Source organism: Anaerostipes sp., from assembly GCF_018381315.1.
Classification (GTDB): Bacteria; Bacillota; Clostridia; order Lachnospirales; family Lachnospiraceae; genus Anaerostipes.
Genome location: NZ_JAGZSD010000007.1, coordinates 12,065 through 26,351, shown reverse-complemented (window position 1 = coordinate 26,351; position 14,287 = coordinate 12,065). Strand labels below are relative to the sequence as shown.

The 14,287-nt window shown below is 44.9% G+C and carries 13 protein-coding genes; 10 read left to right on the top strand and 3 right to left on the bottom strand.

Annotated elements, in window-relative coordinates:
* Position 1: 1 nt before the first annotated feature.
* The 3 genes from KH180_RS07160 to KH180_RS07150 are packed head-to-tail and all read right to left on the bottom strand — an operon-like array spanning position 2 to position 1,977.
* Positions 2–685 (bottom strand): LrgB family protein, encoded by a 684-nt coding sequence (locus KH180_RS07160; protein ID WP_290758424.1) that lies wholly within the window; start codon positions 683–685, stop codon positions 2–4.
* Positions 666–1,043 carry a CidA/LrgA family protein gene (locus KH180_RS07155; protein ID WP_290758423.1) on the bottom strand — a complete coding sequence of 126 codons (378 nt, stop codon included), beginning with the start codon at positions 1,041–1,043 and terminating at the stop codon, positions 666–668. Before KH180_RS07155 ends, KH180_RS07160 begins: the two co-directional genes overlap by 20 nt.
* Before the next feature lies 1 nt (position 1,044).
* Positions 1,045–1,977, bottom strand: a complete 933-nt coding sequence (locus KH180_RS07150; RefSeq protein WP_290758419.1) for a ribonuclease H-like domain-containing protein — start codon at positions 1,975–1,977, stop codon at positions 1,045–1,047.
* Between the two features lie 126 nt (positions 1,978–2,103).
* Between KH180_RS07150 and ruvA the strand changes: the two genes are divergently transcribed.
* The 10 genes from ruvA (at position 2,104) to KH180_RS07100 (ending at position 14,271) form a co-directional block, all read left to right on the top strand.
* A complete protein-coding gene (gene ruvA, locus KH180_RS07145; protein WP_290758417.1) occupies positions 2,104–2,700 on the top strand; it encodes a Holliday junction branch migration protein RuvA in 597 nt (198 codons plus the stop codon).
* A gap of 9 nt (positions 2,701–2,709) precedes the next feature.
* Positions 2,710–3,708 carry a Holliday junction branch migration DNA helicase RuvB gene (gene ruvB, locus KH180_RS07140; protein ID WP_290758414.1) on the top strand — a complete coding sequence of 333 codons (999 nt, stop codon included), beginning with the start codon at positions 2,710–2,712 and terminating at the stop codon, positions 3,706–3,708.
* A 12-nt stretch (positions 3,709–3,720) separates the two neighbouring features.
* Positions 3,721–4,107, top strand: coding sequence for a cell division protein ZapA (gene zapA, locus KH180_RS07135; RefSeq protein WP_290758411.1), 387 nt, complete (start codon positions 3,721–3,723; stop codon positions 4,105–4,107).
* A gap of 4 nt (positions 4,108–4,111) precedes the next feature.
* Positions 4,112–6,487, top strand: coding sequence for a peptidase U32 family protein (locus KH180_RS07130; protein WP_290758408.1), 2,376 nt, complete (start codon positions 4,112–4,114; stop codon positions 6,485–6,487).
* A gap of 8 nt (positions 6,488–6,495) precedes the next feature.
* Positions 6,496–7,911 carry an FtsW/RodA/SpoVE family cell cycle protein gene (locus KH180_RS07125; RefSeq protein WP_290758405.1) on the top strand — a complete coding sequence of 472 codons (1,416 nt, stop codon included), beginning with the start codon at positions 6,496–6,498 and terminating at the stop codon, positions 7,909–7,911.
* The gene (locus KH180_RS07120) at positions 7,805–9,289 is read left to right on the top strand and encodes a peptidoglycan D,D-transpeptidase FtsI family protein (protein WP_290758403.1); all 1,485 of its coding nucleotides are present in this window, start codon (positions 7,805–7,807) and stop codon (positions 9,287–9,289) included. The genes KH180_RS07125 and KH180_RS07120 overlap by 107 nt, the downstream gene beginning before the upstream one ends.
* 105 nt (positions 9,290–9,394) lie before the next feature.
* On the top strand, positions 9,395–9,847 hold the full coding sequence (locus KH180_RS07115; protein WP_137329036.1) for an NUDIX hydrolase: 453 nt from the start codon (positions 9,395–9,397) through the stop codon (positions 9,845–9,847).
* A gap of 205 nt (positions 9,848–10,052) precedes the next feature.
* On the top strand, positions 10,053–11,237 hold the full coding sequence (locus tag KH180_RS07110; RefSeq protein WP_290758398.1) for a D-alanyl-D-alanine carboxypeptidase family protein: 1,185 nt from the start codon (positions 10,053–10,055) through the stop codon (positions 11,235–11,237).
* A 257-nt stretch (positions 11,238–11,494) separates the two neighbouring features.
* The gene (locus KH180_RS07105; protein WP_290758395.1) at positions 11,495–12,310 is read left to right on the top strand and encodes an SDR family oxidoreductase; all 816 of its coding nucleotides are present in this window, start codon (positions 11,495–11,497) and stop codon (positions 12,308–12,310) included.
* Positions 12,311–12,348: 38 nt separating this feature from the next.
* Positions 12,349–14,271: a BglG family transcription antiterminator gene (locus tag KH180_RS07100; RefSeq protein WP_290758392.1), complete on the top strand. Its 1,923-nt coding sequence runs from the start codon at positions 12,349–12,351 to the stop codon at positions 14,269–14,271.
* Positions 14,272–14,287: the final 16 nt, after the last annotated feature.

Here is a 14,287-nt window from a genome sequence, read left to right as displayed (position 1 = left end):
CTTAATGAAAGAAGATTAATGCCAGAATAACGGTGATAATGCCTGAAATACCAATGGAGATTCCGCTCATGGCTCCTTCGATCTCGCCCAGTTCCACTGCTTTTGAAGTTCCGACAGCATGGCTGCACGCACCGATGGAGACGCCGGCTGCTGCAGGATCGGTGACTTTAAAGATTTTAATTAATGCAGGGCTTATAACAGCTCCCAGGATACCGGTGATGACTACAGCGGCTACTGTGATGGAAGGAATACCGGAGAGCTGGTTGCTGACTTCCATGGCGATCGGTGTAGTCACAGATTTGGGAAGCAAGGAGACGGTAAGGTGTTCGTCAAATCCAAAAAGCCGGCAGAGTACATAGACACTGGCTATGGATGTGGCAGCGCCTACGAAGCAGCTGATAAGGATCGGCAGCCAGTGTTTTTTCAGCAGTTCAAATTCCCTGTAAATGGACAGTGCCAGCGAAGCCGTGGCAGGTGCCAGAAACATGGAGATTATGGCGCCTCCATTGTTATAATCCTCAAGGGGAATAGAAAATATATTTAAAAACAGGATGATAAAAGCTATGGAGAGAAGCAGCGGGTTTAATGCTGCGATTTTTGTTTTTTTCTGCAATACCCTGAAACCTTCATATACACACAGAGAAAGTGCGATTGGAAACATGGGATTAGCAATCAGTTCCTTCATTGGTTCCTCCTTTCTTCTGCAGTCCAAGGATCAGACGCATGGAAAGCGATGTGGTAAAAAAGGTAAAAATGGTAGTGAGCAGACAGATCAGGAGAAACGGAATTATTTTACCCTGAAGCAGCTGATATTTTTCCATAATGCCGATGCCGGCCGGGAGAAAGAAAAAAGCCATATGATGAAGGAGGAAGTCACAGATATCCTGAATCTGGTGTTCCTTCACTATTTTTGAAAGCAGGAGCAAAAGCAGCAGGAACATACTGATGATACTTCCTGGAAATGCAAAAGGGAGCAGCTTAGCCAGGCCTTCCCCGGCTAAACAGACGAAGAAAAGAAAGCTCATTTGTAATAAGTGTCTCATGTTATTTATCCTTTCTAAGTAAGTAAAAAATTATATCTGTACAGTATTTATAGAGGTCATCCTGATTAGACAAAAAAGATTCATCCGGACAAAACCTTGTATAGCAATTTTCAGGAACTGCCTTCTCAACTGAGGACTGGTCCACAAAAGAAGACATGGAAACTGGTATAACCAGATCTTCCAGCGGAAGGTAGCGGTAATCCTTTATATTTTTATGATAGTGCTTCAGCTGTCCTTTAATTAATGGACAGGACAGGCAGGCCTCCGACCGGGAGATGGTAAGGAGGTGGCCTGATTTTTCGATGGAAAGCGCTTTGGGGGATTCAAGCGGAAGAGACAGGCGGACTGAAAATATATGTCCCTCCATCTGATAATCTTTTACCGAAAAGCCGCCGTCAGCCAGCAGCCCCAAAATCAACAATGACTGAATCCGGGGAAGAGATGAGACATCATCCTTATTATGCTGCAAAATCATAGATTTTAATTCCGGCTGCCTGGTTTTTATGTATTCTTGGTAAATTTTTATCAGCTGTCTGCCGGACAGGCGGTCTCTTCGTTTAATGCCAAGGTATTCTTCAACGGTTTTTTGTTTTAAATTCTGCAATGGCAGCAGATGCTTCCAGGAACGGAGATGTTTATAAAGATCAATGCAGTGTTTATCTTCTATGGAATAGGAGAGACCGTATTCTTCACATTTCTTTTTAAGAAAAGGAAGGTCAAAAGTTCCTCCATTGTAGGTAACAAATCCGTCAAATGCCTCTGCATAGGAGAGAAAAGAAGATAGAATATTCTTTTGTTCCAATCCGGATTCATTAAACCACTGAACAGCCGTTCCGTCCTTTTCACAGCATCCGATGACAGTCAGGGCAGAGGTTTCAGGAGAAAGACCGGTAGTCTCAATATCCAGATATAGAAGATTTTCTTTTGTATTCAAGGGTTGGGCTCCTTTCAAAAACTGCTGTCCTTCATTATAGTTCCTGTGTGAATTTTTTTCAATCCCTAACCACAGGTGAAAGATTTATGTTATAATTACTTCAAAACGTCGCAAGGAGGATATGGAGTGATTTCGTATATTAAGGGCATTTTAGTTTCCATGACGCCTGGGGGAGCGGTGGTAGAGAATCACGGCATCGGGTATGACATTATGATGCCTGCCGGTCAGGAGTTTCCGGGCGGCATTGGCCAGGAAGTCAAGATATATACCCATATGCATGTGAGGGAGGATGATCTGAGTTTATTTGGATTTCGTACAAAGGACGAGCTGGAAGCATTTGAACTGCTGATCGGAGTCAGCGGTATCGGGCCGAAGGTGGGACTTTCCGTGCTGTCCACCCTGTCTGTCTATGAATTAAAGATCGCAGTGATGAGTGATGATTCCAAGACGATTGCAAAGACACCGGGGCTTGGTCCGAAAGGGGCTAAGAAATTGATCCTGGAGCTGCGGGACAAGCTGGATTTTGAAGAATTCCAGCAGGATGACCCGGCAGGTTTTGAAGGAGAAGTTCCGGCAGAGGATTCTGTGGCAATCACTGCACAGGGGCTTGTCAGTCTTGGCTATTCCAGGTCTGAGGCAATGATGGCCATCAAGAAAGTAGAGAATGCAGCAGAGTACGGGCCTGAGCAATTGCTGAAAAAGGCGCTGACAAAACTGATATAGAGGGACATTATGTTAGATAGAATGATTTCCACTGAGCTGGTGGAAGAAGATATTACAATAGAAAATAACTTAAGGCCGCAGAACCTTGATGATTATATCGGACAGGAAAAGGTCAAGCAGAATCTGAGGATTTTTATTGAAGCCGCCAAAAGCAGGGGGGAATCCCTGGATCATGTGCTGCTTTACGGGCCTCCGGGACTGGGCAAGACAACACTTGCAGGCATTGTGGCCAATGAGATGGATGTGCATCTGAAAGTGACCAGCGGACCCGCTATAGAAAAGCCGGGTGAGATTGCGGCACTGCTCAATAACCTTCAGGAGGGGGATGTACTGTTTATCGATGAGATCCACCGCCTGAACCGCCAGGTGGAGGAGGTTTTATACCCTGCCATGGAGGATTTCGCAATTGATATTCTGGTGGGAAAGGGACAGGCTGCACGGTCAATCCGTCTGGAACTTCCTAAATTTACTCTGGTGGGGGCCACTACGAGGGCAGGGATGCTGACAGCCCCGTTAAGGGACCGGTTTGGTGTTGTCAACCGGCTGAACTTCTATGAGACAGAGGAACTCATGACCATCGTCATCAATTCAGCCGCTGTGCTAAACATTGCGATTGAAGAGGAAGGGGCACGTGAGATTGCCAGAAGATCCAGGGGGACACCGAGGCTTGCAAACCGTCTGTTAAAAAGAGTCAGGGACTTTGCAGAAGTAAAGTATGACGGAGTGATTACTAAGGATGTTGCCATGGTAGCCTTAAACCATTTGGAGGTGGATACTCTGGGCCTGGATCAGATTGACCGGACTTTGCTTCGGACGATGATTGATGTCTTTCACGGCAGCCCGGTAGGGCTTGATACGCTGGCAGCTGCGATCGGCGAGGACTCTGGGACTATAGAGGATGTGTATGAACCATACCTGATCCAAAACGGCCTGATTCAGAGAACTCCGAGAGGGCGGATTGTGACCGGAGCCGCCTATCAGCATTTTGGACTGCCAATCCCGGAATAGGAGGGCTTACTTATGAGAAAAAATGTCGTAGAGGTTGTAATTGACGGAAAATTATATTATTTGGGCGGAGAAGAGCCGGAAGAGTTTATGCATCAGATTGCATCTTATCTGAATGCAAAGATCCGGGATTTGAAGGCTTCGGATCACTATCTGAAGCTGCCTCCGGACATGCAGAGTTTCCATCTGGCACTCAGTGTAGCAGATGAGTATATGTGCATGAAAAATACCCTTGAGAAAAGCCGGGCAGATATGGATCAGCAGGATTCAGAGATGTACCGGATGAAAAATGAACTGGTGGAACTGCAGATTAAGAATGAATCATTGGAAAAGCAGCTGAACGAATACCGGGAAAGAATCCGGGTATTAGAGGAAGAATCAGTTGCTAAAAAGGAACGGTAGAAGTATGAAGTCAACAGAAGTGCTGGCACCGGCCGGCTCGGCAGAGAGCCTGAAGGCTGCTGTACAAAACGGGGCAGATGCTGTGTATTTAGGCGGAAGCCTGTACGGAGCAAGGGCCTATGCCAATAATTTCGATAAAGAAGAGCTGCTTTGGGCCATTGATTATGCCCATCTTTTTGGACGCAGGGTTTATCTGGCGGTGAATACGCTGATGAAGCAGGACGAAATCTCCGGACTTTCAAGGTTTTTAGAACCATACTATGAGAGGGGCCTTGATGCAGTTATTGTCCAGGATCTGGGAGCGGTGAATATCATCCGCACATGTTTTCCGGACATGGAGATTCATGCCAGTACCCAGATGACTGTGACCGGAATTCACGGGGCGAGGCTGGTGAAGGAACTGGGGGCCAGCAGAGTCGTGCCTGCCAGAGAACTTTCCTTAAATGAAATCTATAAAATAAAAAAAGAAACAGGGCTGGATATGGAGTGTTTTGTCCATGGGGCCCTTTGTTATTGTTATTCAGGACAATGTCTCATGAGCAGTATGCTGGGAGGAAGAAGCGGAAACAGGGGACGCTGTGCAGGCACCTGCAGGCTGCCGTTTGATCTGTATGAAAACGGTACAAAGCAAAACCGCAAAGGAGAGAATTTTCTGCTGAGCCCAAAGGATCTCTGCACAATCAGAGAACTTCCTGAATTGATAGAGCACGGCGTGGATTCTTTAAAAATCGAGGGCAGAATGAAACAGCCTGAATACGTAGGTGCAGTGACCCGGATTTACAGGAAGTATGTGGATCTTTATGAAAGCGGCCGTCCATATCAGGTTTCTGAGGAAGATGAAAAAGAATTGCTGGAGCTTTTTAACAGAGGAGGTTTTACGTCCGGTTATTATAAAAAGCATAACGGCAGGGATATGATGTCTCTTAACAGGCCCAACCATCAGGGGATTTATGTAGGAAAAATTCAGTCGGTCCGGGGGAAACATGTGATATTCCAGACAACGGAAGACCTTGGAAAAGGGGATGTGCTGGAGATTTCCCTGGCAAATGGAGACAAAGCAGAGCTCACTTGTCCGGATGGATGGAAAAAGGGGGATCAGGTCCGGTTAAATGGACAGAAGCTTAAATATCTGAAACCGGGAATGCGCATTTTCAGGACAAAGAACCAGAGCCTGAAAGATAAAATGGCGGAAAACCTGAAACAGAAATCGAAAGAAAATATTAAGGGAAAAATTATAATTTCTCCTGGGAAGTGTGCTAAACTTGTGTTAACTTCAGGGGAAGTGACAGCAGAGGTTTCGGGTGCTTTGGCAGAAGCAGCCCAGAAGCGGCCTCTCTCAAGTGAGGATATTATAAAGCAGATATCCAAAACCGGCGAGAGTGATTTTACCTTTGAAGAACTTAGGGCAGAGGTCCGGGGAGATGTATTTCTTCCGGTAGCGGCTTTAAAACAGCTGAGAAGGGACGGCTTTGAAAAACTGACACAGGAGATTTTGAAAAAGAGCAGAAGGAAACCGGCTGAATCTCTGGAAATTACAGCGCCGGCACAGAAGCATAACCATGCCTTGAAGTCTCCTGCGCTGAGTGTTTCTCTGGAGGATCGGACACTGCTTCCGGAGGTTCTTGCATGGGACAGGGCAGAAAAGATTTATCTGTCTCTTTACGAGGCGGCAGAGGAACCGGAGATTCTGCAGCAGTGCAGAGAAGCCGGACGCCGGGTTACTGTCATGCTGCCCCAGATTGTTAGAGTTCCGGAACTTAAGCTTATGGAGCAGTGCTGGGATCTGCTGGCCGGTCCATATGTGGATGAAATCTGTATCCGGAGCCTGGAAGAGCTTATATGGCTCAGGGATAAGGGATGTACCAAAAAGATCCTGGCTGATTATACGGTCTACTGTTATAACAATGAGGCATACCGGACACTGAATCAAGTTTACGGACAGAATTTCCGGTCGACGATGCCGGCAGAACTTAACTATGATGAGCTTTTGGCATTGTCTCTGCAGGATGCGGATATTTTGTTTTACGGACATCTGCCGCTGATGGTTTCGGCCCAGTGCCAGAGGAAAAACAGCAGAGGCTGTGACCGAAAAAGTTCCTGGCTTGTGTTAAAAGACCGGTATGGAAAAGATTTTTATGTCAAAAATCAGTGTAAAGGATGTTTTAATGAAATTTACAATGGAGAGCCCCTGTGGCTTGGAGCAGAGACCGAAAAACTTAAAAATCTTGCTCCCCAAAATCTTCGTCTGCACTTTACCAAAGAAAACAGGGAGGAGGCCCGCCTGGTGTACGAAGCTGCACTAAAAGCGCTGGACGGCAGGGCTTCCGAGTTCCCATTCCCGCATTTTACAAAAGGACACTTTAAGAGAGGAATATTATAGGTGGTAATATGGTTCAAATCATTGCAGTGGTTGCGAAATACCTGATACTGATTATGTGCCTGGTTTATACATTTTCTTGTTTTACAATGTTCCGGCCGAAGAATAAAAAACGGCAGGAGGAACTTCTGGACAACCAGGTCATTTATATGTTTGTATTTTTGTTTCTGTGCAATCTGGTTCTGTTTTTAAGAACGTTGGAATTAAAAGTTCTCATATTTTTTGCGGCACAGATCGTTTTCTTTGAGATCGTTATGATCCTGTATCCGAAAATATATAAGAGATCTTCAAGGCTTCTGATCAACAATATGTGTTTTCTGCTGGGAACCGGCTTTGTCATTCTCACCAGGCTTTCTTTTGAGCTGGCTATGAAGCAGTTCGCCATTGTGGCCATCGGTGTGCTTGTCACGGGACTGATCCCGCTTATGATGCACAAATTATCTTTCTGGAATAAGCTTGGATGGGTTTATGCCATCGGCGGTTTTGCACTGCTTTCATCCGTTTTTGTTTTCGGTGTTATGAAAAACGGTGCTTATAACTGGGTGCAGTTCGGAAGCCTTGCATTCCAGCCGTCAGAGTTCGTTAAGATCATCTTTGTTTTCTTCGCAGCGGCAATGCTGAGCAAGGCAAAGGAATTTAAAGATCTTGTAAAGATCACAGTCATAGCTGCACTTTACGTGCTGGTGCTTGTAGTGGAAAAGGATCTTGGAGGAGCACTTTTGTACTTCATGATCTATCTGATGATGCTGTATGTGGCTACGGCAAAGCCGAGTTACCTGCTGGGAGGACTGGGAGGCGGCGCTCTGGCAGCAGTGGTGGCATATCATTTGTTTTCCCATGTACAGGTACGTGTGGCTGTTTGGAAGGATCCGTTTTCTATGATCGAGGGAAGGGGAGCACAGGTCTGCCAGTCCTTGTTTGCCATCGGTACAGGGAGCTGGTTTGGAATGGGGCTTACCCAGGGAAGACCGTTTGACATTCCGGTCCGGGAATCAGACTTTATTTTTTCTGTTATCAGTGAAGAATTCGGCGTTATTTTCGGTATCTGCCTGATTTTTGTGCTGATCAGCTGTTTTATCTTGTTTATGGATATTTCCACAAGAAGCCGTACTTTGTTTAACAAACTGCTCTGTTTGGGATTCGGCATTTGTTTTATCTTTCAGGTATTTCTGAGTATCGGCGGAGTGACAAAATTTATACCGTCTACAGGTGTCACAATTCCTCTGGTCAGCTACGGGGGAACATCGGTGCTGAGTACATTGATTATTTTGAGCGTTATTCAGGGATTACACATGTTAGCAGATAGTGAGGAAGAAGAAAATGAAAATATTCAAACGAAGAAAGAAAGCGGAAACGGAGATACCAAAGAGATCTCCCTCCCAAAAAACCGAACAAAAAGAGGGAAAAAAGAAAAAGCACGCCAATAGACAGATCCTGCAGATTACATATATCTTTGTAGGGCTGTTTCTGGTGCTGATCGGGTATATTATTCATTTCGTTGTCAGGGACAGCCAGAGTGTCATCACAGATTCCCACAATTTAAGGCTTCAGGAACTGGAGAAGCATGTGGTGAGAGGAAAGATTATCAGTGCCAACGGAAAGGTGCTGGCCCAGACGGTCAATGACGGGGATAACGAAGTCAGAGACTATCCCTATGGCCGGATGTTTGCCCATGTGGTCGGATACAATGCCAAAGGAAAATCAGGTTTGGAGTCCAAATGTAATTTTGATCTCTTAAAGTCCAATGCCAATCTTCTGTCTCAGATCGAAAGCAATCTGAGGGGGGAGAAGAGTATTGGGGACAATGTCTATACCACTTTGGATACAAGAGTACAGAGCGCTGCATATAATGCTCTGAGCGGTGAAAAGGGAGCAGTGGTTGCCATGGATCCGGAAACCGGAAAGGTTCTTGCCATGGTTTCTAAGCCGGATTTCCGTCCGGCGTTGGTAAAAGAGAACTGGGAAGAGTTAAATACTGACAGTGATGCCCTTTTGATTAACCGGGCGACACAGGGGCTGTATCCTCCGGGTTCCACATTCAAGGTGATTACGGCTCTGGAGTATATGAGAGAAAACAAGAATTATAAAAACTTTTCCTATCACTGTACAGGATATACAAAGATTAACAATGTAAAGATCCGCTGCTATGGGGGAACCGCCCACGGGACAGTAAACTTAGAGCAGGCTGTGGAAAAGTCCTGCAACACTGCTTTTGTTCATATGGCTGCCCGGCTGAATAAAGGAAAGCTTGCATCTCTTGCAGATGATATGATGTATAATTCCAAAATCCCGATTAACCTGGCAGCTGTTTCCAGCAGGTTTTCGTTTGACGGAAGCTCTAAGGACAGCCAGGTTCCGCAGACGGCCATCGGACAGGGAAGTACGCTGATCACTCCGCTTCAGAATGCGGCTGTTATGAGCACGATTGCAAATGATGGTGTCATGATGGAGCCGTATCTGGTGGATAAGGTGAAAAATGTGGACGGCGGCATCATCAAAGAGACGAAGACGAAAGAGATCGCCAGCCCATTGAGTGCGAAAGAGTGTAAATCACTGAAAAAAATGCTGAGAAAGGTCGTGACAAGCGGAACCGGCACATCTGCTTACTCTTCCAGATATAAAGTCTACGGAAAGACCGGTTCGGCAGAGTATAACAGTGATAAGGATTCTCATGCGTGGTTTATCGGCTGTGCAGAGCATAACGGTAAAAAAATTGTGGTAAGCATTATTGTGGAAGGCGGCGGGTCCGGGGGAAGAGTGGCGGCGCCGATCGCAAAAGATGTTTTTGATGCTTATTTCAGGTAAGTAAAGGGAAAGCAAAATCCAATGTTGAAATGAACTGCCATTAACGTTATAATATTTTCTAGAGAGACCCAAAATAGCGTTGAGGCAGGATGATTGGAGGCTGCAATGACAGAGGCAACAAGCTGTGGAGGTGTCGTAATTTACAGAGGGAAGATATTGCTGTTGTACAAAAGCTACAAGAACAGATACGACGGCTGGGTACTTCCGAAAGGTACAGTTGAAAAAGGGGAAACGCACGAACAAACCGCTTTGCGTGAGGTAAAAGAAGAGACAGATGCCAATGCCCGTATCATCAAATATGTAGGAAAGAGTGAGTATTCTTTTTATTCGTTCCATGAACAGATTGTAAAAAGCGTTCACTGGTATTTGATGGAGGCAGAGGGATATCATTCAAAACCGCAGAAAGAAGAGTTTTTCGTTGACTCTGGGTACTACAAATATCACGAAGCCTACCACTTGTTGAAGTTCCCGAATGAAAAAGAGATTTTAAAGGAAGCATACGAAGAATACAAAAAGTTAAAATCAAAAAATCAATGGGGAATAAGGCAAAGAAGATGAAAAGGAACTGTAGATGGAGATCCGTCTATGGTTCTTTTTTTATTTCATAGGAAAGTGCATCCCATGAAATAAAAAGCACTCTGTGCAGGATGCGCACAAGCCTCTCAAAGAGTGAGAGGCCTCGTCCGCTTTGTTTTGCGCTTTTTTTGTAATAAATCGGCTTGTTCCTTATTAAACTGTAACATAAGAGGTGAAAGGTTATTTTATGAAAAAAGCAGCGATTTTTATTCTTTCTTTATTGGTATGCATATCATCCGGAACTGTTGTGTCTGCCACGGAGCCGGAAACATTGCTCACAGTAGCCCAGGATGAGGAGGGCCTGGAGCTGACAGCCAAATCTGCGGTAGTGATGGAAGCCGGAAGCGGCACCGTACTGTATCAAAAAGACAAAGATTTAGAACTGCCGCCGGCCAGTGTTACAAAAGTAATGTCTCTGCTTCTGATTTTTGAGGAGATAGACAAAGGAAACTTAAAATATACGGACAAAGTCACCGTCAGCGAGCATGCGGCATCCATGGGAGGATCACAGGTGTTTTTAGAGCCGGGAGAAAGCCAGACTGTGGATACAATGCTGAAATGTATTGTAATTTCCAGTGCCAATGATGCGGTAGTATCTATGGCAGAACATATTGCCGGCAGTGAAGGGGCTTTTGTAAAACGAATGAATGAAAAGGCAAAACAGCTTGGAATGAAGCATACGGTCTTTAAAAACAGCTGCGGCCTGGATATCAAAGGGCATGAGACTTCTGCCTTTGACATTGCTTTAATGTCCAGAGAATTGACGACCAAGCATCCGGATATATTTAAATATACGAAAATATGGATGGACAAATTTACCCATGAAACGAAAAAGGGAACAAAAGAATTCGGGCTCAGCAACACAAATAAGCTGTTAAAACAGTACAATGGCTGCACCGGATTGAAGACAGGAAGCACAAGTACGGCCAAATTCTGTTTAAGCGCCACGGCTACAAGAAACGGTGTCAGCCTGATTGCAGTTGTTATGGCAAGTGATGACTCCAAAGCCAGGGTAAAAGATGCCAGTGCACTGTTGGATTATGGGTTTTCGCACTGTCAGGTAATGGAGGATCACACAAAAGGAAAAGACATCGGAAAAATTACAGTGGCAAAAGGAAAAAAAGAAACGGTTTCTTACGATCAGGATATCCCGGCCAAAATTGTTCTGGTCAAGGGCAGCAAAAATGATGTAAAGAAGCAGATCCGCATCGGACAGGTGAAGGCACCTGTGAAAAAGGGTCAGGTGCTGGGATATATTATCTATAAAAGAGGGGATGAAGTCCTTTTGAAAAAGCCGGTGAAGGCTGCGGAAAGTGTGGAAAAAATGAACTATCTGACAAGTCTGACACGCCTGGCCAGGCAATATTTTTAGATGAAAGTGAACTAAAATAGTAGATTATGATCACACAATCAGTTATAATGCTAATACCTTATACGGAGCACTTGTATCCGAAGGATATAAATATTTTGTAAACAAATATGAATTATATATAAAGTAATGTTTCTGCTAATTTCATAAATAAGACACTTCTTTTCATTGGCGTGGAAAAAGACAGAATTAAATTTCTTCATTTTTGTCTTTATAATAAAACCATCAAGTAAACAAGTCACATGTTAGGAGGATTATTTATGAGCGAATCATGGTTAGGACTTAACGGCAAGACCGTCATCGTAACTGGAGGGGCATCCGGAATCGGAAAGGCAGTAGCCCAGGAATTTTTAAACGTTGGCTGCAATGTGGTTGTCTCTGATATGGCACCGGAAGCGCCGGAGTTTGATACGGCAAACGGAAAGTTCCATTATGTGAAGACGGATGTGACCAGCGCCAAAGATGTGGATGCCATGGTAAAAGAAGTAGTAGATACATTCGGCACGGTGGATGTGTTAGTAAACAATGCGGGAATCAACATTCCAAGACTTTTGGTGGATCCGAAAGAGCCGAAAGGACAGTATGAGTTAGACGAAGCAGTGTGGGATAAAGTGTGCAGCGTCAACTTAAAAGGAGTGTTCTTCTGTGCGCAGGCAGTGGGAAGAATCCTGGTGGAAAAGGGAGAGGGAGTCATCATCAACATGTCCTCAGAGAGCGGGCTGGAAGGATCCGAGGGACAGAGCGTATATGCAGCGACAAAGAATGCAGTAAATTCCCTGACCAGAAGCTGGGCAAAGGAATTAGGAAAACAGGGAGTGCGTGTGGTAGGAGTGGCACCGGGAATCATGGAAGCAACGGGGCTGAGAACACTGGCATACGAATCAGCGCTGGCATACACAAGAGGAATCACAGTGGATGAGTTAAGAGCAGGATACAGCAAGACCTCCACAACACCGCTTGGCCGGTCCGGAAAGTTATCCGAAGTGGCAGATATGTGTGTATATCTTGCAAGCCAGAGATCATCCTATGTACATGGAGTGACCATCAACGTAGCCGGCGGAAAAACCAGAGGTTAATTCTACATACGGAGAAAAGGTGGTAGTGAAGTAAGCTTATGAAACTTTTTAATGATGAAAACAGAATGGCTGCAATATTAAGAAACGTAGAGGTACAGACTTCCTCTGATGTAGAACGCATCGCAGCAAAGCTTAATGTTTCCACAAAAACAGTGAGAAACGATGTAAAAGAGCTGAACTGCCTGATGGGCGGCTATGCAGTCATCAGCAATAAAAAAGGACAGTATAAGCTTATTGTATTCGATCAGAAGGGTTACGAAGAAATCCGCGACAAGATTTATGAACAGGAAGAATATTTTAATTCACCCCAGACAAGGATGGCTTATATTTTCTGGCAGCTGATGGATGCCAAAAAGCCATATCTGATCGATGACCTGTCGGAAGAAATGAAGGTAGGCAGAACAACTACCGTAGGAGATTTGAACCGTATCCGGGAACAGATAAAAAAGTATAATCTGACAGTGGAAGGGAAAGCCAATACAGGACTTGTTCTGTGCGGAGAAGAGATTAAGATCCGCATGTTTCTGCTGGAAAATGTCTACGAACAGATTTATCTGAACTATCCTCTGGGCAGTCAGCTGAGACAGATTCTGTATGATATGCAGACAGAATATTCCCTGGATGCTTTAGGATTCGGGCAGTTTTTCAGGGCCTTTGTGGTTATGATTGACCGGCTTGGAAACGGACATACGATCGAGTCTCTGGACCACAGGTACCTGGAGCTTTATGACAGCAAGGTTTACGAGATTGCAGACGAATTTGCGGACAGAGTAGAAAAAGCCGTACCGTTTAAAATTCCAAAGCCGGAAAGAATTTTCCTCTGCCTGCCTATTGCAGGGATGAGGACTCCGGTTAATACAGAGGGGATTGAAAACTATATTCAGATTTCAGAGGAAGCGGCGGACCTGATCATTGAGATCCTGGACCGGATCCGGGATGAGATCGGTGTCACAGTCATTGTAAATGAACTGTTTGACGATTTTGTCTATCATGTATTTTTTATGATCAACCGTCTGAAGTATGGATTTCATATCCGGAATGCTCTGGTGGAAGAAGTAAAAGATGAATACTCCGTGGCCTATACGATGGCCGGCATTGCCAAAGATGTCATCGAGACAAGGACCGGAGTTGAAGTGACCAGGGACGAGCTTGGATTTCTGGCTATGTATTTCGGCGTGTTTCTGTTGGAACAGGTGCCGGAACAAAAACAGTACAGGATTGCCATCGTCTGTGGGTCAGGAAAGATCATCGGTAGATTGATTGCCAGCCAGCTGAAAAATATTTTTGAAGTGGAGCCGGCCATTGATTACTATTTTAACGGAGACTTTGAAGCAGAAAAAGAAGATTCCTATGACTTGATTATTACGACAACAAATTTAAAAGCAAAAGGCAATACGCCTATTATCGATATTGATGAGGTGTTTGACAAAAATCTGCTGAAAAGCAAGGTGGAAAGTGTAAAAAACATGGTGGAGATGGGGATCCCTATCCGCCGCGGAATCGATTCAGTATTTTTAAATATGCTGGATGAGGAACGGTTCTTTGTACTGGATCCGGAACTTGGCTATGAAGAAAATGTAGACAAGATGGTCGGAGAGCTCTTTAAGCAAGGGCTTGTGGATGAAGACTTTAACGAAAGGCTCCGGCTCCGGGAAGAGGAATCGACAATGATATTTGAGAAAAATATTGCTTTTCCCCACACAACGAATAAACTGCCTAAGCTGGCCCTCGCTTTCGGAGTATTTCCGGAAAAAGAGAAAGCAAAAGGGAAGGACGAAGTCCAGCTGGTGTTCCTGCTGGCCATACCGGAAGAAATGAAGAATGATTCGGTGCTGATCCAGCTTTACGACAACATGCTGGCCATTGCCCATGAGCCAGACGTGGTGAAGAAGCTTCGGCAGATGAAGACTTACCGGGATTTACTGTTGTATTTTGTGGAAGAGAACAATATTTTTAAATAAGTTTAAGGAGGATGCA